Genomic DNA, 22,645 nt, shown 5'->3' on the forward strand with positions numbered 1-22,645 from the left:
CGGCCGGGGTGGGGCCCGGGTCGGGAGTCGTGGGGTTGCTCATCGTTTCGTCCTCCTCACGACAACCGGATGCGCGGATCGAGGAACGCGTATGCGATGTCGGCCAGCATGTTGAACAGCACCGCGGCAGTGCCGGCGATCAGGAAGAACCCCATGACCGGGTTCGGGTCGACGCGCGCCAGGGAGTCGACGAAGAGCTTGCCCAGGCCGGTCCAGCCGAACACGTTCTCGGTGATGACGGCGCCGCTGAGCACGCCGGCGAAGTCGAAGGCCATGAGCGTCGTGATCGGGATCATCGCGTTGCGGAACGCGTGCTTGACGATGACGCCACGCTCGGCGAGGCCCTTGGACCGGGCCGTGCGCACGTAGTCCTGGTTCAGCACCTCGAGCATGCTCGAGCGCGTGTACCGGGTGTAGGTGGCGAACGAGATCAGCACGATCGCGATGGTGGGCAGGATCAGGTGGGTGGCGCGATCCAGGCCCTGCTCCCAGAACGTGCCCTCGAAGTTCGGGGTGCGCGCGCCGATGGTGGCGATGACGCGGCCGCCGACCCGGTCAGAATAGGTGTCCCAGGCGCCGAGCAGCCGGTCGAGGAAGAGCAGCGCGCCGGTGCCGAGGCCGGTGAGAACGGCGGCCTGCATGGCCTGCCGGCGCTGCAGCCCGCCCAGGCCGTAGCCGAGGCCCAGGCCGACGGCGATGGTGAGCAGCGCGAGCAGGACGATGGTCAGTCCGCTGGGGTCGTCGAGGACCGAGTTCAGCGCGAAGTGGCAGACGATGCCGACTCCGGCCGACGCCAGGGCCGCGTAGAGCACGTTGCGGTAGGTGAACCCGGCCACCACCGCGGTGGTCAGGAACGCCAGCCCGGCGGCCGTGACCGTGATGACGACGATGCCGAGCCCGGGGTCGGCGAACCACTGGGTCTCCGACAGCAGCCACAGCGCGCCCGCGGAGGCCACGAACGCCGCGGCGAAGGTCGTGAGGCGTCTGGTGCGGTCGCCGGAGATGACGATCATCCAGAACAGCCCGCTGACGATCCCGAGGACCACCGCCACTCCGAGGGGGATGGACGGATCGGCCAGCCAGTCGTTGAACCGGATCGCACCGTACTCCTTGAGCAGCACCGCGACCCAGAAGATCGGCAGCGAGAAGAAGAGGAAGGCGCTGAACGTGACGCTGTAGTCCAGGCCGCTGTACTGGCGCAGCGCGGTGACGATGCCGACGGTGATGCCCAGCACCATCGCCAGCACGGTGGCGGCGATGACCAGCTGCAGGGTCTGCGTGAACGCGACGCTGAGCAGCGCACTGACGTCCTGGCCCTGGATGCTCTGGCCGAGGTCGCACTCGAAGACGAACGGCGCCAGGCAACCGGCGGCGCCCTTGAGCCAGATGAAGTACCGCAGCGGCGCCGGCGTGTCCAGGTTGAGCAGCCGGATACGGGCCTCGATGAGCGCGTCGCGGTTCGGCGCCCGCGACTCCTGCAGGTCCTGCAGCGGATTACCGGCGTTCGCGGTGAGCATGTACATCACGAACGTCGCGGCCAGCAGGATGAAGAACGAGACGATCACCCTGCGCACGATGAAGACCAGCATGGTTACACCAGCCCGTCGACAGTCATCAGATCAGAACCAACCCTCGTCAGGTCCGCACCATCGCCCGTCAGGGTACGACGGGAACGCGGTGCAAGGGTCGGGCCAGGGGCGACGAAGCCCCTGGCCCGCACCATCGGGCCGGTCCGGCCGGGGTTCCCGGCCGGACCGGCGAAACGGTCAGGACGTGCGCGTCCACTCTTCCATGTTGAACGACACCTGGGTCTGGGCGGCGTTCTGCTGGACACCCTCGATGGCGGGGTTGTGGGCGGTGACGCCCGGGTGCGCGTACAGCGGGATGCTGAACAGGTCGTTCCAGAGCTCGGTCTCGATCGTGGTCAGCAGCTCGGTCTGCCGGGCCTCGTCGACCGTGACGATCAGCTCGGTCCAGGCCTCGTCGACCGTCGCGTTCGAGTACCCGTACGGGTTCTGGCCCTCGTTGGTGCGGTAGAGCGAGGCCCCGGAGGTCATGACACCGGAACCGGCCCAGGCGAACAGCGCGACGTCGTAGCTGGTCACGTCGACGATACCGGCGCCGAGGTCCTGCGTCGGGGTGTCGATGATCTCGAAGCCGGCCTGGTCGCAGGAGGCCTTGATGGCCGCGACCGTGTCGGCGCGCCGCGGGTTCGGGTCGGATCGCAGGATGCGGACCTGGGTACCGGTGAGGCCGGCCGCCTCGATCAGCGCCGCCGCGCCCTCGATGTCGGGCTCGTCGTACTCGCCGCCGTAGGCCTCGCCCACGACCTGGTCGTACTCGGGGTCCCACGGGAAGAACTCGCGCAGGTTCATGACGACCGCTTCGGGGTTCGCCGGCTTGATCAGGTTGTCGACGATCTGCTGGCGCGGCACGCACATCGCGAACGCCTGGCGCAGGTTCGGGTCGGAGAAGAGCGCGCCCTCGGTCTGGTTGAAGTCGAGGTGCTCCCACGTCATCTCGTCACCGGTGATGACCGTGACCTGGTCGCCGAGCTGTTCCAGTGACGCCACGAGGTCCACGTTCACCTGCGGGGCGATGACGTCCACCTCGCCGTTGGCCAGCGCCTGGACCTGCTGGTCCTGCTGGATGAACCGGATGACGATGGTGTCGGTGGCCGGCGGGTCGCCGTAGTAGTTCTCGTTGGCGACCAGCGTCAGCGACTGGCCGGCCTCCCAGCTGTCGATCACGTACGGGCCCGACGACGGGATCAGGGCCTGGTCGAGCAGCGCGCCCGGCTCCATGTCCCAGCCGCTGTTCCAGAACTCCGCGACCGGGGCCAGCGCCGCCATGTCGTCGTTCTGGATCGCGGCGACAAGGTCCTCCGGCGTCATGCCGGCCTGCTCGGCCACGACGTGCGCGGGCAGGTAACCGCTGGTGACGACCTCCCAGTCGGCGAACGGCTCGGAGTAGACGAAGTCGAACTCCTTGTCGCCCGGCTGGCACTCCGGCTTGGCCACGAGGTCGTAACCGGTGGTGCCTGGGACCGCGAACAGCGGGATCGGCTGGCCGTCCTCGCCGACCTGGTCGGTGATGTACTGACCGGACTGGGTCGCCCACTCGAGCAGGGCGTCGTCACAGTCGATCGGCGTGCCGTCCGACCACGTGGCGTTCTCGGCGAACGTGTAGTGCACCGTGAGGGGGTCCTCAGAGGTCACCTCGTAGGTGCCGAAGGCCTCGTTGCGGATGATCTCGCCCTGCGGGCCGAAGTCCCACCAGCCGTCGACGACACCGTTCATGACGAACGTGTTCCACGTGCCGTTGCCGGTCTCGGAGTTGAGGTTGTAGGACGTGAACTCCGCGTCGGACGCGACCGTGATGGGGCCGCCCGACGAGCCGCCCGGGGACTCGGTTTCGCCGCTCCCGGAGCCGTTGTTGTCGTCGTCGCCGCCACATGCAGAGAGCGCCAGCGCCCCTGCCGTGAGCACGGCGAATACCGCCATACCCCTGCGCTTGGTGGTCAAGGTCTGACTCCTCGTGTGTCGGATCGCAAGGATCGCAGAATGAGAGTGTGGCTAAGACCATCACCGCTACTGACGTACACACAAGGCGGCAGGGCGCGCTGTTACTGACCTGCAACCCAACTAGGGCGGCAGGCTACGAAATCACAACGGATCGGACACGAACGTTCCCGGAAATTCTCCTGTCTAATCCTTCTTGGACAGGACGGAAAGCGGCCGGCTCACTCCCAGTCCCGCAGCGGCGATGCCGATTCCGCCGACAATGAATGGCAGCCGCAGGTCGACGGCGCCGAGCAGGCCGCCGGCGAACGTGCCGACCGGCATCAGCCCCCAGCCGAGAGTGCGCCACGCCCCGTGCACGCGGCCGAGCAGCCGGCTCGGCACCAGTTCCTGACGGATGGTGACGCTGACGACATTCCACGCCGAGACGCTGGCGCCGACGGTGACCATGGCGACACTGGCAGCCACGGCGTGCGGCACGAACCCGCACAGCGCGTACGACGCACCCGTGACCAGTACGGAGGCGACCATCACCGGGCCGCGGCCGAACCGCCGGACCGGCCGGGGCACGATCAACGCGCCGAGCAGCGCACCCAACGCCGCGGCCATGGCGAACACGCCGTACACGGCGTCGGGCAGGCCGAGCTGGTCCAGTACATAGAGGACGAAGACCGCCTGGGCCAGCGCGTTGAACACCGCGAGAACGACGTTGACGGCCCACAGCCGGCGCAGCACCGGGTGGCCGGCGAGGAACCGGATCCCCTCGGCCAGCGACCGCCGCGTCAGCGGCTCCTTCGGCTCACCGTCGGCTCGCGGCGGCCGGGCGGCGCTGAGCGGCAGCGTCAGGACGAGGACGGCGGCGAGCACATAGCCGGCGGAGTGCACGATGAACGGCAGCGCCGCCGCCACCGCGAACAGCACGCCGGCCAAAGGCGCGGCGACGAAGTTCTGCGCGACGACCTCGGTGGCCTGGAACCGGCTGTTCGCCCGGACCAGCCGGTCGCGCCCGGCCACCGACGGCACCATCGCCTGCAACGCCCCGTCGGCCATCGTCTCGAACACGCCGAACACGAACACCGCGGCGATGAGCACCGCGATGACCATCGCGTCGGCGGCGACGAGCAGGCACACCACGGCGGCGACCACCGCCCGGACACCACAGGCGACCGCCGCCACCCTGCGCCGGTCGAACCGGTCGACGACGCTGCCGGACAGCACGCCGAACAGCAGCCACGGCAGGAACTGCGCCACGCCGACCAGAGAGATGACGACGGGATCGCGGGTCAGCGCGGCCGCCAGCAGCGGGGCGGCCGTCGCGGCGACGCCGTCTGACAGGTTGCTGCCGCCAGCGGCGCCCCACAGCCGGGTGAACGCCGGGCCGAGCCCGCGTGCCGGCGGCGCGGCGACCGTCACGGCACGTCCTGGGCGGCGACCGGGAAGGTGTGGATCTGCACCTCGACGATGCGGGCGTCGTCGGCGCCGGGCTCGCGGCTGTCGACCCGCTCGTGCCAGGCGTCGAGAACGGCGGTCAGCTCGGCGCCGAGGCTGGCCAGCTCGTCGGGCAGCAGCCGCAGGTGCGCCGTCGAGTTGATGGTGGCCTGGCCCCACTCGCGCGGGACCTGGAGGTAGCCGACGGACAGCCAGTGCTCGAGCCGGGCCGACTGCGCCCGCTGGAGCTCGCCGACGACCAGGCTGGCGGCCTCGCCGCTGCCGCCCTCGGCCAGCTCGTAGCTGTCGAGCTGGCTGCCGCCGGGATAGGCGCGCCAGTACCGCTCGCGGCCGGCGCCGCGCCCGGGGTCCTCCTCGACGAAACCGTGCTTGGCGAGCTGGCGCAGGTGGTAGCTGGTCGACCCGGTGCTCTCGCCGAACCGCCCGGCCAGCATGGTCGCCGTGGCCGGGCCGAACGTGACCAGCGCGTCATAGAGCTGGACGCGCAACGGGTGCGCGAGACCACGCAGCGTGGTCGCGTCGATGTGGCGTCGCGGAGCCTCCGGCATGCCCGCACCGTAACGCGTACCAACACTTCTTTGCAACCATCCCTTTGCATGGCGGATGCTATTTTGAAAACGAGATCGTCCGGAAAATCAAGGGTGCGGCCGTGTGATGTTCATCCCATCGCAGGCAACCCCTGGATTCGCGGACGCTCCCGTGCCAGGCTGCGGCCTATCGCGACCGCCGACGCTCGCGGGAGGCAGTGATGGGAGTATCCGAGAGCCGGGCCGCAGTGGCCGAGGCCGTGTCCGCGCTCGACGCGGCGGTGGCCGCCCTGCGCCTCCATTACGGCGACACCCTCGGCGTCCGGCGGCTGGTCAGCGACGTGGCCCGGCTCGGCGACGACCTCGCCGAACTCGGCGAACCCCAGCCAGGCCATCGGCCGCATCAGGTCCGGCAGCTGGAGATCGTGCCCGACGAGCCGTACGACCCGAGCATGTGGGCCGGCGCCGAGGACGAGGGCCTCGGCGCCCCGGACCGGCGGGCTCCATGACCGGTCCCTCCGCCGCCACGTGAGGCCGCTTCCGTCCCCGTCCCCCGTTCTTTGAAGCGATGGCAGCCGACCGCAAGGTCTGACGCCAGTCCCCGATGAAATGAGCATTCAGAAGAGATGGCCGCCCCTACCGGAATCAAGTCTCCGACCCGGGCCCGCATCGCAGCCCGCACCCTGCGGACGGACCGCTGGTGGCTGTACCCCACGTTCACCGCGCTGGTGCTGCTCGCCTTCGTGGTCTACGCCACCTATCGGGCCTTCGTCGGCGAGCACTACTTCGCCGAGCCGTACCTGACGCCGTTCTACTCGCCGTGCGTCACCACCGAGTGCGTGGAGGGCTCCAGTCACCTGGGCACCTGGGTGGGCGACTGGTGGGCTCTGTCGCCGGCGGTGCTGATCCTGATCATCCCGCTGAGCCTGCGGCTGACCTGCTACTACTACCGCAAGGCGTACTACCGCTCGTTCTGGATGTCGCCGCCGGCCTGCGCCGTCGGTGAGCCGCACCGCCGCTACACCGGTGAGGCCCGGTTCCCGCTGATTCTGCAGAACATCCACCGCTACGCCCTCTACCTGGCGCTGGCGTACAACGTGCTGCTGACCTACGACGCGGTGATGGCGTTCAAATCGCCCGAGGGCGAATGGGGCCACATGGGTCTGGGCACGTTGATCCTCGTGGTCAATGCGGTGCTGCTGGGGCTGTACAGCCTGTCGTGCCACTCGTGCCGGCACATCATCGGCGGCCGCCTGCGCAACTTCTCCAAGCACCCGGTGCGGTACCGCGCCTGGGGGATGGTGTCGCTGCTCAACGGCCGGCATGCGCAGCTGGCGTGGGTGTCCCTGGTCTGGGTGGCCTTCACCGACTTCTACATCTGGATGGTCGCGTCCGGCACCTGGTCCGACCCGCGGTTCTTCTGAGGAGCAGAGCGACACCATGGCTGAAATCGAACGCCACAGCTTCGACGTGCTCGTGGTCGGCGCCGGCGGCGCCGGGCTGCGGGCGGCCATCGCGGCCCACGACGCGGGCGCGAAGGTCGGCATCGTCTGCAAGTCGCTGCTGGGCAAGGCGCACACCGTCATGGCCGAGGGCGGCATCGCCGCCGCCATGGCGAACGTGTGGAAAGAGGACAACTGGAAGGTGCACTTCCGTGACACCATGCGTGGCGGGAAGATGCTCAACCACTGGCGGATGGCGCAGCTGCACGCGCAGGAGGCGCCCGACCGCGTCCGCGAGCTCGAGGAGTGGGGCGCGCTGTTCGACCGCACCCCCGACGGCCTGATCTCCCAGCGCGACTTCGGTGGCCACCGGTACGCGCGGCTGGCGCACGTCGGCGACCGCACCGGCCTCGAGCTCATCCGCACGCTGCAGCAGCGCGCCGTGGCTCTCGGCATCGAGGTGTTCATGGAGTGCACGATCACCAAGCTCTTCACCTCCACATCTGCGGCCTCAACTGAGAAGCGTGTTTCGGCCGGCGCCGGCCGCATCAGCGGAGCGTTCGGCTACTGGCGCGAGTCCGGCCGGTTCATCGCGTTCGAGGCGCCGTCGGTCGTGCTGGCCACCGGCGGCATCGGCAAGTCGTACAAGGTGACGTCGAACTCGTGGGAGTACACCGGTGACGGCCACGCACTGGCGCTGGAGGCCGGCGCGAGCCTGGTGAACATGGAGTTCGTCCAGTTCCACCCGACCGGCATGGTCTGGCCGCCGTCGGTGAAGGGGATCCTGGTCACCGAGTCGGTCCGCGGCGACGGCGGCGTGCTGCGCAACAGCGAGGGCCGCCGGTTCATGTTCGACTACATCCCCGAGTTCTTCAAGGCCGAGACGGCGGACTCCGAGGAGGAGGCCGACCGCTGGTACGAGGACAAGACGAACAACCGCCGGCCACCGGAGCTGCTCCCCCGCGACGAGGTCGCCCGGGCCATCAACGCCGAGGTCAAGGCCGGTCGCGGGTCACCGCACGGCGGCGTGTTCCTCGACATCGCCTCGCGCCGCACGCCCGAGTACATCCGCCGCCGGCTGCCCTCGATGTACCACCAGTTCAAGGAGCTGGCCGACGTCGACATCACGGCGGAGCCGATGGAGGTCGGCCCGACCTGCCACTACGTCATGGGCGGCGTGGCGGTCGACCCCGACACCGGCGAGTCGGCCGTCCCGGGCCTGTACGCCGCCGGCGAGGTGGCCGGCGGCATGCACGGCGCCAACCGCCTGGGCGGCAACTCGCTGTCCGACCTGCTGGTCTTCGGCCGGCGGACGGGGCTCAACGCGGCTTACGCGGCGGGCCGGCGAGGCGAGCGGCCGACGATCGGCGACGAGGAGATCCGCGCGGCCTCCGAGCACGCGCTGGCGCCGTTCGGCATCGAGGGCGGCGAGAACCCGTACACCGTCCAGCAAGACCTGCAGGAGGTCATGCACAACCTCGTCGGCATCATCCGGACCGCCGACGAGATGAAGCAGGCGCTGACGGACCTGGCCGCGCTGCGCGAGCGGATCACCCGGCTCAGCGTCGAGGGGCACCGGCAGTACAACCCGGGCTGGCACCTGGCACTGGACCTGCACAACATGCTGCGCGTCAGCGAGTGCATCGCGCGGGCGGCGCTGGAGAGAACGGAGAGCCGCGGCGGGCACACGCGCGACGACTACCCCGCCACCGACGACTCCTGGGGCAAGGTCAACCTGCACTGCCGCCTCGACGGCGACGGCGTCGGCATCACCCGCGAGCCGCTCCCCCAGATGCCCGACGACCTGCGCGAGCTCTTCAACTAGAGATGTGACCGCCGAGGAGGCGTGAAGTGGGATACGACCTGAAGATGAAGGTGTGGCGCGGCGATGCCACCGGCGGGGACCTGGTGGACTACACCGTCCCCGTCGAAGAGGGCGAGGTGGTCCTCGACGCGCTGCACCGCATCCAGGCGACGCAGTCCGGCGACCTCGCGGTGCGGTGGAACTGCAAGGCCGGCAAGTGCGGCTCGTGCAGCACCGAGATCAACGGCAAGCCGCGGCTGGCCTGCATGACCCGGCTCTCGACGTTCGAGCCGGGCGAGACGGTGACGGTGACGCCGCTGCGCACCTTCCCGGTGGTTCGCGACCTCGTCACCGACGTGTCGTACAACTACCGCGTCGCCGAGACGGTCCCGGCGTTCGCGCCGGAGCCGCGGCCGGCCGACGGCCAGTACCGCATGCAGCAGGTCGACGTCGAGCGCGGCCAGGAGTTCCGCAAGTGCATCGAGTGCTTCTTGTGCCAGAACGTGTGTCACGTCATCCGTGATCACGAGGAGAACAAGCCGGCCTTCTCCGGCCCGCGGTTCTTCCTGCGCTACGCAGAGCTCGAGATGCACCCGCTGGACACCAACGACCGCCGGGCGCTCGCCCGCGAGCAGGCCGGCATCGGGCTGTGCAACATCACCAAGTGCTGCACCGAGGTGTGCCCGGAGGGCATCCACATCACCGACAACGCGATCATCCCGATGAAGGAGCGCGTCGTCGACCGGTCCTTCGACCCGGTCACCTGGCTGGGCCGGAAGATCTTCCGCCGCGACCAACTGCCGGAGGCGCAGGTGCCGCAGGGGCGGGCGGAATGAAATGATGCTCTCCGACCCGATCCGTGGGCCCGTGGGGTCGGTCGTGGTCGAGGCGCGCGTTCGTGGCAAGAGAATGGCGGCTCACACTGAAAGCGCCCTTGGCCGTCGGCGTGCGGGTCAAGCCGATCCCCGTCGGGGCGAAGCGCCCGTTGGTCGGCTCATTGAAACTGCCGATGATGGCGTCACTGATCATGAGGATCTGGCGGTCACGGGCGAGGTCGGGTGATCGGCACGGCGACATCGCCGTCGTCACGGCGTCGGCCGCGCCCGCGGGCCTGGCCGACCCGGCCAGGGCACCGAACACGACCCGGGCGTGTTGACACCAGCGCCAACAGTTGGCGCTCATGTCAACACCTCCGCGGCCATCACCGGCCCCCGGGCACGGACGCCCGGCCGCCGCAGCGGGCAGCGCCTGGATGCGCTGCCCCATGGCGGCTCACTCCGCCGCCACCGAGTCGATCACGGAGAAGGGTCGGGTTTCCCGCGACTGCAGAGCCGACCTTCTCCATGATCAAGTCGTACCCGGTCTGAGGCGCGGGTCCGCGGCCGAGACGATCGGGCGGCAGGGGGACGGCCCACCACGCCGGCACCAGCACGCCGCCAACCCGCGACACCCCGATCGTCGTCATCCACCGCGGCGACCCACAGGTGAGAAGGACCACGGATCGGTCGGGGAGCCTGAAATGATCAGGCTAGGCAGGCGACTCACCGCTTCCCCAGGAGTGCATGCTTGGTGAAGCGGGAACACACCAACTTGACGTGATCATTTCGCCGGAGGTGGATCGATGACTTTGCTCGGTGACGACGGCGTCCGGGCGGCCCTGGCGGAGCTGCCCGGCTGGTCCGGCGACGCCTCGGCCATCACGCGCGGCGTCAAGGCGCCGGACTTTCCCACCGGGATCCGGATCGTCGACGACGTGGCGGAGGCGGCCGAGGCGGCCGACCACCACCCGGACATCGACATCCGCTGGCGCTCGCTGACGTTCACGCTGGCCACGCACTCCGAGGGCGGCGTGACCCAGAAGGACGTCGACCTCGCGGGCAGGATCGACGAGATCGCCGCCCGGCACGGCGCCCGCTGACCGGCACTCAGGTCCGGGCGTCGTCGCCGGCCACGAGGACCTTCACGCCGGCCTCCTCGAGCGCCCGGCCAAGCGCCGGCGGCGGGACGGCGTCGGTGATGAGGTAGTCGGCCCGGCTCAGCTCGGCCACCCGGGCGAACAGCCGCCGGCCGAACTTGGAGGAGTCGGCCAGCACCGCGACCCGTGAGGCGCGGTCCATCATCTCGGCCATCATCGTGGCCTCGCCGAGGTTGCTGGTCGTGTAGCCGCTGCCGGCGTCGACCGCGCCGACGGCCACCAGCGCGAGGTCGCACTGGATCTGCAGGTCGTCACCGGGTGACATGCGCTGGAAGCTGACCGGGCCGACAGTGGCCTGCGCGCTGAACCTGACCTGGCCGCCGAACACGTAGAGGTCGCGGACGACCTCCGGGGAGATCTCCGCCGGCAGCTGCAGGCTGTTCGTCGCGATGGTGAGGTCGCGCTGGTCGCGCAGGTGCCGCACGACGGCGAGCGTGGTGGTGCCGGCGTTGATGATGACCGCGGCGCCGTCGGTGATCAGCCCGGCGGCCACCGCGCCGATCTGCTCCTTCGCCGACGCCTGCATGCGCATGCGCACGTCGAGGCCGGTGTCGGGCCGCGGGATGGCGGACGGGCTGACGGCGCCGCCGTGCGTGCGGATGAGCACGCCCTCGGAGTCGAGCTGGTCGAGGTCGCGCCGGATGGTATCGAGGGAGACGTCGAAGCGCTCGGCCAGCTGCGCGACCGTGACCTGCCCGACCTCGGACACGTAGGACGCCAGCGCGGCCTTGCGCCCGGCGGGCAGTCGGCGGGGCTGGCCGGTCGCGTCGGCTCCGGTGGGTGTCTGCGCGGCCATGCGAGATTTCTAGCACAGAACCGCAAAACGCGCGAGATGCAGCATGATCACGCACATATACGTTGCGCCAGACTCGCCAGGCACGCCCTTGACGTGCGACGCTGTCGGAGCTAGTGTCCCGACACCAGCAGAAACCTGCAGTAAGTCGCACTATCTCGCATACAGAACTCGAAGGAGAGTGACGAGATGAGCAACGGCGCCATCGCGAGACGGCGGGTCTTCGCCGTCCTCGGTGCATCGGCCATCGCGCTGACCGCAGCGTGCGGTGGCGGTGGCGACTCCGGCGACGACGAGGCCGGCGGCGAGGTCACCCTGGAGTTCAGCCAGTGGTGGGAGCCCGAGCTGCCCGACGGGTCGCTGCGCGCGCTCATGGACCGGTTCGAGGAGGAGAACCCCGGCATCCGGGTCGAGCTGCTCAGCGGGCCGTACGCGTCGACGAAGGAGCAGGTCGTCGCCGGCGCCGCCGCCGGCACCATGTCCGACGTCGTCGGCCTGGACGGCGCCTGGGTGAGCGACTTCGTCGACCAGGGCTCGATCGCCAGTCTTACCGATCTCATGGACGAGGCCGGCTACGACGACAGCGCGCTGGCCTCGCAGGTCCAACTCGAGGGCGCGACGTACATGATCCCGGTGGTCAACTTCGTCTACCCGCTCTTCACCAACAACGACCTGCTCGCGCAGGCCGGCATCACCGCCCCGCCCACCAACCGCACCGAGTTCCAGGCCGCCGCCACGGCGCTGTCCGGGCTGGGCGACAACGTCAGCGGCTGGGCGCTCCCGCTCTCGTTGGAGACGCCGAACGGGGTCCAGAACGACGTCATGTCGTGGGTCTGGGCCTCCGGTGGCAGCATGCTCGCCGACGGCCAGCCCGACCTCACCAACGACGACGTCAAGAGCGCGGTCGAGTACGTCGAGGGGCTGTGGGACGACGGCGCCATCGCGCCGGGCGCGTTCACGATGAAGGAGCAGGACAAGGTCGAGGAGTTCACCAACGGCCGGGTCGGCATGGTGATCAGCTCGCTCGCGCACGTCAACACGATCCGCGAGGCGAACCCGGACCTGGACTTCAGCATCTCCGCCATCCCGGCCGAGGACTCCTACACCGGCGAGCGGGGCATCCCCTACGCGTCGTGGGGCATCGGCGTCGCCGAGAACAGCGAGCACAAGGAGGAGGCCTGGAAGCTGGTCGAGTTCCTGCTCTCCGAGGACGTCAACGCGGAGCTGTCGACGCTGGCCAACGCGTTCCCCGGCAACACCGCGTCGGTGCCTGACTTCGTTGAGGGCGACGAGCTGTTCACCGCGGCCTTCGACATCTACCAGAGCGGCTACCCGGCCAACGAGTTCACCGGCCTCCCGGTCGCCGAGGAGCTGATGCGCATGTTCGGCGAGGAGCTGCAGCGGACGCTGGATGGCGATCAGTCGGTCGACGACGCCCTCGAGACGGCGCAGAGCCGCTGGCAAGAAGAGTTCTGACGCCACGTTCCAGGTCACGCCGGACCTGACGCCCCCGGTCCGGCGTGGCCGCACCCCAGGAGACGGTTGCCTTGTCCCAGCTGACCCTTCGACCGGCCGAGACCGGCGACGGCGGGCGCGACGCCCGCCGTCCCGGCCCTCGGCCCGGGCGCCTGCGGCGGTCGCTGACGCCCTATCTGTACCTGCTGCCGACCGTGCTGCTGCTGGTCGCGCTGATGGTGCTGCCGATCGTCATGGTCATCGGCTACTCGCTGATGGACAACGTCATCACCACCAGGAACTCGGAGTCCGTCGGGCTGGACAACTACGTCGAGGTCGTCACGGACCCGGTGTTCCACACGGCGATCCGCAACACGCTGTACTTCACCGGCGTCAGCGTGCTCGCCCACCTCGTCCTGGGGCTGGCGTTCGCGCTGCTGCTCAACAGTGCGTTCGTCGGACGCTGGGCCAAGGCGCTGTTCCGGATGATCTACGTGCTGCCGTGGCTGTTCACGATCGCCATCGTGGCCGTGCTCTGGCGGCTGCTGCTCAACCCCAACGGCGTCGTGAACTACCTCCTGGACGTCGCCGGCTTCATCGACGGCAACGTCGAGTGGCTGGCCGACCCCGACACCGCCCTGCATGCCGTCACGTTCATCAACATCTGGTGCGGCTACCCGTTCTTCATGATCAGCCTGCTGGCCGGGCTGCAAGGTATCCCGAAGGACCTCTACGAGGCGGCCCGGGTCGACGGCGCCAGTGCGGTGAAGCAGTTCTGGCACGTCACCATTCCGCAGCTCAAGCCGATCATCATCAGCATGGCGCTGCTCGACTTCATCTGGACGACGCAGCAGTTCGCGCTGATCTGGATGACCACCGGCGGCGGGCCGATCAACGTCACCGAGATGCTCAGCACCTTCACCTACAAGCTGGCATTCAGCAAGTACGAGTTCTCGATGGCCTCCACCAGCGCGGTCATCATCCTCGTCCTGTCGATGGTGCTGGCCTTCTTCTACGTCAGGCATCAGAGAGTGCGGGATTGACATGGACCTGCCCAACGTCCGCCGCCGCGGCCTCAAGCGGACCGGCGTCTACGCCGGCCTCGTGCTCGGCGCGCTGTTCGCCGGGCTGCCGGTGCTCTGGATGGCGCTGAGCTCGTTCAAGTCGAACAGCGAGATCTTCGAGTACCCGCCGCGGCTCATCACCGACAACTTCTCGCTGGACGCGTACACGACGATCCTCACCGATCCGGCCAAGCTGCGCTTCTTCCTCAACAGCTACGTCATCGGCCTGTCGGTCGTGGTGCTGACGCTGGTGGTGGCGATCTTCGCCGCGTACGCGTTCAGCCGGTACGACTTCCCGCTCAAGCGGGTGCTCAACGTCGTCGTCATCAGCGTGCAGGCGGTGCCGCCGATCACCCTGCTGATCCCCTATTTCGGGCTCATGGTGACGCTCGGCCTCTACAACACCTATCCGGGGCTGATCCTCACCTATCTGGTGTTCACGCTGCCCTACGCGATCATCATGATGACCGGCTATTTCAACACGCTGCCGAAGGAACTGGACGAGGCCGTCAAGGTCGACGGCGCGGGGCCGCTGACGGCGTTGTGGCGCATTCTCGTGCCGATCTCAGTGCCCGGCCTGGTGTCGGTGGGGCTCTACACCTTCATGATCGCGTGGAACGAGTTCCTGTTCGCGTTGACGCTGACCCGCACCGAGGACATGCGCACCGTTCCCATCGGCATCCAGCTGCTCATGGGTCAGCACTCGTACGAGTGGAACGAGATGATGGCGATGAGCGTCCTCGGCTGCGTTCCCATCCTGCTGCTCTTCCTCTTCTTCCAACGGTTCTTCATCGGAGGTATGAGTGCCGGCGCCGTGAAGATCTGACCCCCTTTCCGACGAGAACGCACACCACCGAGAACGACCCGAGGAGAACTTGAACATGCTGGTGAATGGCCGAGACCTGCTCGCCGTGGCGCACGACAACGACTTCGCCGTGCCCGCGTTCAACATCAGTGACTACGCGATGTTCAACGGCATCGTCGAGATCAGCGAGGAGAAGCAGGCGCCGCTCATCGTCGCGATCCACCCGGACGAGCTGCGGCACACCGGCGTCGACATCATGGAATCGATCACCGCCCGGGCACACCGGTCGACCGTCCCGGTGGCGATCCACTTCGACCACGGCACCACGTACGAGCAGATCCTGCTGGCGATCCGGACCGGGTTCACGTCGGTGATGATCGACGGCTCGACGCTGCCCTTCGAGTTGAACATCGCCATCACCAAGCGGGCTGTCGAGGCCGCGCACGCGCTCGGCATCTCGGTGGAGGGCGAGCTGGGCACGATCGGCAAGACCGACGCCGAGGCCGAGGACGGCACCGACTCCATCATCTACACGGACCCCGACGACGCCGTCACGTTCGTCGCCGAGACCGGCGTGGACTCGCTGGCAGTCGCGATCGGCACCAGCCACGGCATCTACCCGGCGCACATGAAGCCCGAGCTCAAGCTGGACCTGCTCCAGGACATCGCCGCGAAGATCGACGTGCCGCTGGTGCTGCACGGCGGCTCCGGCAATCCCGACGACGAAATCGCGCAGTCGGTCAAGCTGGGCATCAACAAGATCAACATCTCGTCGGACATCAAGGTCGCCTACCACGAGAAGCTGCGCGAGGTGCTGGCGGACACCGCACTGCGCGAGCCGAACACGATCCAGCCGCCGGCCATCGACGCGATGAAGGTGGTCGCCGCGCAGAAGATCGACCTGTTCGACGCCGCCGGCAAGGCCGCGCTCTACTGAGGCCACTGTTCATGACCGAACGGCTGGTGCTCGGCCTGGGCGGGACCGTCGACTACGAGATCGCCTGGGACGCCGCCACCATCGAGCGGCTGGTCGTCGAGCACGACATCCGCGCCGCGGAGCTGTCCACCGCGATCCCGGTGGACAGCGAGCGGTCGCTGCTGGTCACGCTGCTGGCGTTCGTCCGCGATGGTACCGGCGGGGAGCGCTTCGTCGCCTCGTCCGACATCGTCACCGGCCTGGCCGCCCGGTTCGACACCCGGATCACGCTGGGCGGGACCTGCGTGCGTGCCGCGCTGGGGCTGGCGGCGGTCGGCATCGGCAGCACGGTGCACCTGGTCAGCATCGACGACCACGTGCGCCGACTGCTGCCGCCGTCCGTCGACTACCTGTGCAGCGCCGACGCCGACTCGCTCGACCCGCACCTGATCGTCCAGTACCCGGCCGGCTCCCGGGTCCGGGCCGGCGACCTGGATCTGCACGCCCCGCACGCGAACCGGCTCATCTACGTGCACGACCCGCCGAACCGGGAGCTGCGGCTGCACCCGGGCCTCGGCGACGCGCTGAGCCGGGCCGACGTGTTCCTGATCTCCGGGCTCAACTCGATCCAGGACCCGGCGGTGCTGGACGACCGGCTGGGCGAGCTGCGCGCGGCGACCGAGCGGCTGCCGGCCGGCGCGCTGACGTTCTACGAGGATGCCGGCTACCACGTGACGGAGATCGCGGCGGCCGCCCGGGCCGGCGTGCTGGAGCTGGCCGACGTGTACTCGATGAACGAGGACGAGCTGGGCGAGCGCCTCGGGCATGCCGTCGACCTGCTCGATCCGTCCGCGGTGGTGGACGCGCTGCGGGCGCTCACGGGGGTCGTGCCCGCACCGGTCGTCGTCGTGCACACGAGGTACTGGTCGGTAGCGCTCGGCGCCGACGCGAGCCGCTTCGAGGGCGCGCTGCGCGGCGGAATCACGCTGGCCAGCGCCCGCTACCTGGCCGGCGACGTGCTGACGGCGGCCGACCACCGTGCGGTCGCGGCGCACCCGGCGCACCCGGGCGGCGTGGCGGTGGTCGAGGCGGTACGGACGGCGTTCGGCTCGGCGGCCGCCGGGGTGCCGGCGTACGTGCTGGACACGTCCGCCCCGACCAGCATCGGCCTGGGCGACACGTTCGTCGGCGGCTTCCTCGCCGCGCTGGCCGACCGGGCCGCCGCGTCCGGCGCGCCCGCCGTGCCGGTGGTGCTGCCGGCCAACCAGCCGGCCGAGCGGTTCTACCGCGGCGGGGCGCGGATCGCCCGGTTCCGAGGCACTCCGCCGGGTGCGGGCCGCGAGCCGGAGGACTGGGTCGCGTCGACGACGTCGGTGCACGGTCAGGGCGAGGCCGGGCTGACCCGGTTGCCGGACGGCCGGCTGCTGGCCAACGCCGTCGCGGCCGACCCCGAGTGGTGGCTCGGGCCGAAGCACGTCGCCACGTACGGCGCGGACACCGCGGTGCTGGTCAAGCTGCTCGACGCCGGGGAGCGGCTGCCGGTGCACGTGCACCCGGACGCCCCGTTCGCCCGCGAGCACTTGCACACCGGCCACGGCAAGACCGAGGCGTGGGTGATGCTGGAGCCGGCCGAGGTCCGGCTGGGCTGGAGCCGCGACGTGGGCGCCGACGAGCTGGCCGGCTGGGTGGAGCGCCAGGACGCCGACGCGATGCTAGCCGCGATGCACGTCCTGCGGCTGGAGCGCGGCGACGCGGTGCTCGTGCCGGCCGGGCAGCCGCACGCCATCGGCGCGGGGGCCTTCCTCGTCGAGCTGCAGGAGCCGGCCGACCTGTCCATCCTGCTGGAGTGGGACGGCTATGCGATCGACGGTCCCGGCACGGGGCATCTGAGCTTGGGCTATCCGGCGGCGCTCGCCGCGGTCGACCATCGCGGGCTGACCCGGGCCGAGGCCGATGCGCTCCGGACGGCCGACGCCGGCACCGTCGGCGACCTCCTGCCGGGGGCGGCCGGGTTCTTCCGGGCCGAGCGGTACCGCGGCGACGTCGCGTGGGACGCCGGTTTCGCCGTCCTGGTGGTCGTGGCCGGCACGGCCGAGCTGGTGACCGGCGGCGGTGCGCGGCTGCCGGTGAGCGCCGGCACCACGGTGCTGGTGCCGTACGCCGCGGGGCCGGCCCGGCTGGAGCGGGCCGCCGGGCTGGAGGTGCTGCTCTGCCGCCCGCCGGCCTGACCGGCCGTGCCCAACCACCCGGCTCACGGCCGGTCATCGTTGCGGCGTGGCGACACCAGCGCCGACAGCGCTGGTGTCAAGGTCCCGGTTCGGACTCGGCACTCCGACCGGTCAGCGGTGTCGCAGCACGCTGACCGCGAAGTCGGCGTCGTCGTGCCAGGCGCGCAGGTCCCAGGTGGCGAACCGGTGCTCCAGCCGCAGCCCGGCCTCCTCGGCGTACCGGTCGAAGTCGGCCAGCGCGAGGTTCCGGTTCACGTGGAAGCCCGCGACGACGAAGCCGTCCGGCACGACGTGCGCGCCCACCCGCCGCAGCACCTCGGTCTCCGTCCCCGGCGCGACGAACACCATGACGTTGCCGGCCAGCACTGCGGCGTCGAACGCCTCGCCGAGGTCCAGCTCGCTCAGGTCGCCGACGAGGTACCGCGGCCCCGGATGGTCCGTCCGGGCGGCCTCGATCAGCGCCGGGTCGACGTCGACGCCGACGACGGTGTGCCCGCGTTCGTGCAGGGCCGCCGCGATGCGGCCGGTGCCGCAGCCGGCGTCGAGCACCCGGGCGCCGCGCGGCAGCATCGCGTCGACCAGACGGGCCTCACCGGTGAGGTCGGCGCCGTCGGCCGCGAGCTTGCGGAACCGCTGGATGTACCACTGCGAGTGGCCCTCTTTGGTCTCGGAAAGCCACCGCGTCGGCTTGGCCATGGAGCCACTGTATGCGGCGCGGTCCGGCCGGAGGCAGCCGCGGCCAGACATCTGACTAATCTCCGTTCTGGGGCTCGACCAGCGAGAACCCTGCTGCTGCGGGCAAGCGCTTACATCCTCGCCTTCGGGAGGCCATGCCAGCTCGGTACGGCGCGATTGAAACGTTATTGACACCCTTCGCGGCACCCTGGCAAGGTGAGCGTCACACGTCCGATCTTTCGCCCCATGCGTGAGCCAGGCACTGCACCGGAGGAAGCAACGATGCTCTCGACTCGACCCGGCCGGCGTCGTGCGGCCATGGCGGCAGTGGCCGCGCTCCTGACCGTCACGGCCGCCTGCGGCGGCGACAGCACCAGCGGCGGCGAGGACGAGGACGTCACGCTGCACTTCACCTGGTGGGGCAACGCCGACCGCGCGGAGCTGACCGAGCAGGCCATCGACCTGTTCGAGGAGGAGCACCCGGGCATCACCATCGAGACGTCGTTCTCGGAGTTCGACGCCTACTGGGAGCGGATGGCCACGCAGATCGCCGGCGGCAGCGCACCGGACATCCTGCAGATGGACTACCGCTACGTGCGGGAGTACGCCGAGCGCAACGTCCTGCGCGAGTTCGGCGACGACGACGTCGACACCTCGGCCATGGCGCCGGGCCTGCTCAGCGCCGGCGAGATCGACGGCGTCAGCTACGCCATCCCGATGAGCCAGAACACCCAGGCACTGCTCTACGACCCGGCGGCCTGGGCGGCGGCCGGCGAGCAGGCCCCCGGACCGGACTGGACGTGGGCCGACCTCGAGGCGGGCGGCCGGGTGGTCGCCGAGGCCACCGGCATCAGCGCCATCAGCGACTTCGGCCAGATCGAGGACTGGTTCGAGGTGTGGCTGCGGCAACGCGGCAAGACCCTCTACACCGACGACGGCGAGCTCGGCTACACCGCCGAGGACGTCGCTGAGTACTGGACGTTCACCAACGGGCTGCGCGAGGCCGGCATCGTCACGCCGGCCGACGAGACCGCCACGATGGACGGCTCCCAGGCCAACTCCCCGCTGGCCAAGCAGACCAGCGCGGCGGAGTTCAACTACGACAGCGGCCTGACGGCGGAGTCGTGGGAGATCTACGGACGCGAGCTCGCCCTGGCGCCGTTCCCGTCCGACAGCGGCGAGCTCGGCCAGTACGCCAAGCCGTCCATGCTCATCTGCATCTCGCAGCGCTCCGAGCACCCAGAGGAGGCGGCGCAGTTCATCGACTTCCTGCTCAACGACCCGGAAGTCGGCGAGCTGCTCGGTACGTCGCGCGGCATGCCCGCCAACGCCGACATCCGGGAGGCCGTCGGTGGGGCTCTCACCGGACCGCCGCAGCTGGCCTTCGAGTTCGAGCAGGCCGTCCTGCCCGAGCTCGCCGACGCACCGCCGCCGCCACCGCGCGGCGCCGGCTCGGTCAAGGCCGCGTTCCAGCGGATCTACGACGACGTCATCTTCGGTTCGACGACGCCCGAGGAGGCCGCGGAGCGGTTCATGAGCGAGGCCGAGCAGGCCCTGGCGCAATGAGCGTCGACGTCGGCCGGCCGCGGGAAGCCCCGGCGGCCGGCCCACCGGCGGGTCGGCAGCGACCCCGGCGCCGGCAGCCGTACGGCGAGCGCGCCGGCTTCGGCTACCTGTTCCTGAGCCCATGGGTGGCCGGTGCGCTGCTGCTGACCGTCGGTCCGATGGCGTACTCGCTGTACCTGTCGTTCACCGAGTACGACCTGTTCACCGCGCCCGAGTGGATCGGCCTGGGCAACTACCGGCGGATGTTCACCGAGGACGACCGGTTCCTCACCTCGGTCTGGGTCACGGTGAAGTACGTCGTCATCTCCACGCCGCTCAAGCTGGCCGCCGCCCTCGCGGTGGCCTTGCTGCTGAACCGGGCCAGCCGCGCGCAGAGCTTCTACCGCGCCGCGTTCTATGCGCCCTCGCTGCTCGGCGCCAGCGTCGCGGTCGCCCTGGTGTGGCGGGTGATCTTCGATAACGGCGGCCCGGTCAGCCAGGTCACGTCGGCCTTCGGCTGGGAGACCGGCGGCTGGACCACCGACCCCCAGTACGCGCTGATGGCCATCGTCCTGCTCGCCGTGTGGCAGTTCGGCGCGCCTATGGTGATCTTCCTGGCCGGCCTCAAGCAGATCCCGTCGACGCTGTACGACGCGGCCGCCGTCGACGGTGCCGGCTGGTGGCGCACGTTCGTATCGGTGACGGTGCCGATGCTCTCACCGGTCATCCTGTTCAACCTGGTGCTCGAGACGATCAACGCGTTCCAGGCGTTCACCTCGGCGTTCATCGTCAGCGGCGGACGCGGCGGACCCAGCGACTCCACCCTCTTCTACACGCTCTACCTGTACCAGCGCGGGTTCGTGGACTTCCAGATGGGCTACGCCTCCGCGATGGCCTGGCTGCTGGTGGTGGCCATCGCGATCGTGACGGCGATCCTGTTCCGGACGTCGCGGTCCTGGGTCTTCTACGCGGGGGACGGCCGATGAGCACGACGGCGGTGACGGTGCGGCCCGGCCCTCGACGGGAGCGGTCGCGGAGGATGCGGCGGCTGACCTGGCATCTGGTCTGCCTGGCACTGCTGGCGGTGCTCCTCTACCCGGTGCTGTGGCTGCTGTCGATGTCGTTCAAGCCGGCGAGCGAGATCGTGTCCAGCCTGAGCCTTCTGCCGGAGACGTTCATCCTCAGCAACTACACCGAGGCGTTGGAGGGCTCCGCCGGGATCGGCGTCTGGCGGTTCTTCGCCAATTCGCTGATCGTCGCCGGACTGTGCGTGGCCGGCAACGTGGTGTCGTGCGCGCTGGCGGCGTACGCGTTCGCGCGGCTGCGGTTCCCGCTGCGCGGGCCGTTGTTCGCGTTCATGATCGCGACCCTGATGCTGCCGACGCACGTGGTGCTCATCCCGCAGTACACGATCTTCAACGAGCTGAACATGATCGACACGTTCTGGCCGCTCGTACTGCCGAAGTTCCTGGCGACCGAGGCGTTCTTCGTCTTCCTGATGGTGCAGTTCATGCGCAACCTGCCGGAGGAGCTGGGCCAGGCCGCGCGCATCGACGGATGCGGGCCGATCCGCGCGTTCCTGCACGTCTTCCTCCCGCTGTCCAAGCCGGCGCTGGTCACGACCGCCATCTTCAGCTTCATCTGGACCTGGAACGACTTCCTCTCCCAGCTGATCTACCTGAACAGCCCGGAGAACTACACGTTGCCGCTGGCGCTGCGCCTGTTCGTCGACCAGACCAGCGAGAGCTCGTACGGACCGATGTTCGCCATGTCGGTGCTCACCCTGCTGCCCGTCGTGCTGTTCTTCCTCGCGTTCCAGCGGCTGCTGGTCGAGGGCGTCAGCACGTCGGGACTGGGCGGATCGTGAGCACGCCTCGCCCGGCTGCGCTGACCGGCGGCCGGCTCGGGCTGTTCGCCGACTGCCTACTGGCCGGAATCCTGGCGACCGTGGCGATGGCCGGGGTCCTCACCGCCTATCCGGGCTTCGTCGCCGCGTGTGCGACCATCCGCCGGCGGGTGGAGCAGGACCGGTCCGTGGGGCCGGTCACGTTCTGGCGGACTTTCCGCGAGGTCGCGCGCAGCGGGCCGCTCGGGTTCGTCGTCCCACCGGCCGTCGCCGGGGTCCTGGGCCTGGACGCGGTCGCGGTCGCCGCGGGCGTCCCTGGTGCCGCGGCTCTGCTGGTCGTGCTCGTGGCCTGCACGGCCGCGGCGGCCGTGCTCGGGCTGCGAGCGGCGGCGGGGTGGCGGCCGGGACGCGCGTGGCCCGCAGTCGGTGCCGAGGCCGCCCGGCGCGCGGCCGGTGGCATCGGCGGGGACCTGCTGTTGCTGCTGGCGGCCGGCTGCGCGGCCGGCATCGCCGCCGCCGTGCCGGTCACCGCGCTCCTGGTGCTGGGTCCGCTCGCCGTCGCCGCCGTGGCGGTCGAGGCGCACGGCCGGTGACGCCGCC

The 22,645-nt window shown here is 69.9% G+C and carries 20 protein-coding genes; 14 read left to right on the forward strand and 6 right to left on the reverse strand.

Translation table 11 applies throughout. The features are described from left to right. Positions 1-56 precede the first annotated feature (56 nt). From E1262_RS21440 to E1262_RS21455, 4 genes are all read right to left on the reverse strand, one after another. Positions 57-1,589, reverse strand: a complete 1,533-nt coding sequence (locus E1262_RS21440; protein WP_132105372.1) for an ABC transporter permease — start codon at positions 1,587-1,589, stop codon at positions 57-59. A 177-nt stretch (positions 1,590-1,766) separates the two neighbouring features. Beyond that, positions 1,767-3,524, reverse strand: coding sequence for an ABC transporter family substrate-binding protein (locus E1262_RS21445; protein WP_203454150.1), 1,758 nt, complete (start codon positions 3,522-3,524; stop codon positions 1,767-1,769). Positions 3,525-3,707: 183 nt separating this feature from the next. Further along, the gene (locus E1262_RS21450; RefSeq protein WP_162606020.1) at positions 3,708-4,934 is read right to left on the reverse strand and encodes an MFS transporter; all 1,227 of its coding nucleotides are present in this window, start codon (positions 4,932-4,934) and stop codon (positions 3,708-3,710) included. After that, complete coding sequence (locus E1262_RS21455) at positions 4,931-5,518, reverse strand: winged helix-turn-helix domain-containing protein (RefSeq protein ID WP_132105376.1); 588 nt, start codon at positions 5,516-5,518, stop codon at positions 4,931-4,933. Before E1262_RS21455 ends, E1262_RS21450 begins: the two co-directional genes overlap by 4 nt. Before the next feature lie 200 nt (positions 5,519-5,718). Between E1262_RS21455 and E1262_RS21460 the strand changes: the two genes are divergently transcribed. The 5 genes from E1262_RS21460 (at position 5,719) to E1262_RS21480 (ending at position 10,661) form a co-directional block, all read left to right on the forward strand. Continuing rightward, complete coding sequence (locus tag E1262_RS21460; protein WP_132105378.1) at positions 5,719-6,006, forward strand: hypothetical protein; 288 nt, start codon at positions 5,719-5,721, stop codon at positions 6,004-6,006. 117 nt (positions 6,007-6,123) lie between these two features. Next, the gene (locus E1262_RS21465) at positions 6,124-6,921 is read left to right on the forward strand and encodes a hypothetical protein (protein WP_132105380.1); all 798 of its coding nucleotides are present in this window, start codon (positions 6,124-6,126) and stop codon (positions 6,919-6,921) included. A gap of 16 nt (positions 6,922-6,937) precedes the next feature. Beyond that, positions 6,938-8,764, forward strand: coding sequence for a fumarate reductase/succinate dehydrogenase flavoprotein subunit (locus tag E1262_RS21470; RefSeq protein WP_132105382.1), 1,827 nt, complete (start codon positions 6,938-6,940; stop codon positions 8,762-8,764). A 26-nt stretch (positions 8,765-8,790) separates the two neighbouring features. Next, the gene (locus tag E1262_RS21475) at positions 8,791-9,579 is read left to right on the forward strand and encodes a succinate dehydrogenase/fumarate reductase iron-sulfur subunit (protein WP_132105384.1); all 789 of its coding nucleotides are present in this window, start codon (positions 8,791-8,793) and stop codon (positions 9,577-9,579) included. A gap of 785 nt (positions 9,580-10,364) precedes the next feature. Next, positions 10,365-10,661, forward strand: coding sequence for a 4a-hydroxytetrahydrobiopterin dehydratase (locus E1262_RS21480; protein ID WP_132105386.1), 297 nt, complete (start codon positions 10,365-10,367; stop codon positions 10,659-10,661). A 7-nt stretch (positions 10,662-10,668) separates the two neighbouring features. Here the strand turns inward: E1262_RS21480 and E1262_RS21485 are convergent, their stop codons facing one another. Beyond that, positions 10,669-11,514 (reverse strand): DeoR/GlpR family DNA-binding transcription regulator, encoded by an 846-nt coding sequence (locus E1262_RS21485; protein WP_132105388.1) that lies wholly within the window; start codon positions 11,512-11,514, stop codon positions 10,669-10,671. Positions 11,515-11,700: 186 nt separating this feature from the next. Between E1262_RS21485 and E1262_RS21490 the strand changes: the two genes are divergently transcribed. From E1262_RS21490 to E1262_RS30990, 5 genes are all read left to right on the forward strand, one after another. Continuing rightward, positions 11,701-12,987 carry an ABC transporter substrate-binding protein gene (locus tag E1262_RS21490; protein WP_132105390.1) on the forward strand — a complete coding sequence of 429 codons (1,287 nt, stop codon included), beginning with the start codon at positions 11,701-11,703 and terminating at the stop codon, positions 12,985-12,987. Positions 12,988-13,058: 71 nt separating this feature from the next. Continuing rightward, positions 13,059-14,009 (forward strand): carbohydrate ABC transporter permease, encoded by a 951-nt coding sequence (locus tag E1262_RS21495; protein ID WP_203454151.1) that lies wholly within the window; start codon positions 13,059-13,061, stop codon positions 14,007-14,009. Between the two features lies 1 nt (position 14,010). Then, positions 14,011-14,856, forward strand: a complete 846-nt coding sequence (locus E1262_RS21500; RefSeq protein ID WP_132105392.1) for a carbohydrate ABC transporter permease — start codon at positions 14,011-14,013, stop codon at positions 14,854-14,856. Between the two features lie 55 nt (positions 14,857-14,911). Then, the gene (locus E1262_RS21505; protein WP_132105394.1) at positions 14,912-15,772 is read left to right on the forward strand and encodes a ketose-bisphosphate aldolase; all 861 of its coding nucleotides are present in this window, start codon (positions 14,912-14,914) and stop codon (positions 15,770-15,772) included. A gap of 11 nt (positions 15,773-15,783) precedes the next feature. After that, positions 15,784-17,979, forward strand: coding sequence for an ADP-dependent glucokinase/phosphofructokinase (locus E1262_RS30990; protein ID WP_203454152.1), 2,196 nt, complete (start codon positions 15,784-15,786; stop codon positions 17,977-17,979). Between the two features lie 111 nt (positions 17,980-18,090). Here E1262_RS30990 and E1262_RS21520 read toward each other — a convergent pair whose 3' ends face one another. Further along, entirely contained in the window at positions 18,091-18,675 is a 585-nt protein-coding gene (locus E1262_RS21520; protein WP_132105396.1) for a class I SAM-dependent methyltransferase, read from the reverse strand. A 261-nt stretch (positions 18,676-18,936) separates the two neighbouring features. On the opposite strand from E1262_RS21520, the gene E1262_RS21525 reads away from it, so the two are divergent. From E1262_RS21525 to E1262_RS21540, 4 genes are read left to right on the forward strand one after another with little or no spacing between them, the layout of a single operon-like run. Then, positions 18,937-20,220, forward strand: a complete 1,284-nt coding sequence (locus tag E1262_RS21525) for an ABC transporter substrate-binding protein (protein ID WP_203454153.1) — start codon at positions 18,937-18,939, stop codon at positions 20,218-20,220. Next, the gene (locus tag E1262_RS21530; RefSeq protein WP_132105398.1) at positions 20,217-21,185 is read left to right on the forward strand and encodes a carbohydrate ABC transporter permease; all 969 of its coding nucleotides are present in this window, start codon (positions 20,217-20,219) and stop codon (positions 21,183-21,185) included. The genes E1262_RS21525 and E1262_RS21530 overlap by 4 nt, the downstream gene beginning before the upstream one ends. Further along, positions 21,182-22,066, forward strand: a complete 885-nt coding sequence (locus tag E1262_RS21535; protein WP_132105400.1) for a carbohydrate ABC transporter permease — start codon at positions 21,182-21,184, stop codon at positions 22,064-22,066. The genes E1262_RS21530 and E1262_RS21535 overlap by 4 nt, the downstream gene beginning before the upstream one ends. Beyond that, positions 22,063-22,638 carry a YesL family protein gene (locus tag E1262_RS21540; protein ID WP_132105402.1) on the forward strand — a complete coding sequence of 192 codons (576 nt, stop codon included), beginning with the start codon at positions 22,063-22,065 and terminating at the stop codon, positions 22,636-22,638. The genes E1262_RS21535 and E1262_RS21540 overlap by 4 nt, the downstream gene beginning before the upstream one ends. The last annotated feature ends 7 nt before the right edge of the window (positions 22,639-22,645 follow it).

This window comes from Jiangella aurantiaca (assembly GCF_004349105.1).
GTDB lineage: Bacteria > Actinomycetota > Actinomycetes > Jiangellales > Jiangellaceae > Jiangella > Jiangella aurantiaca.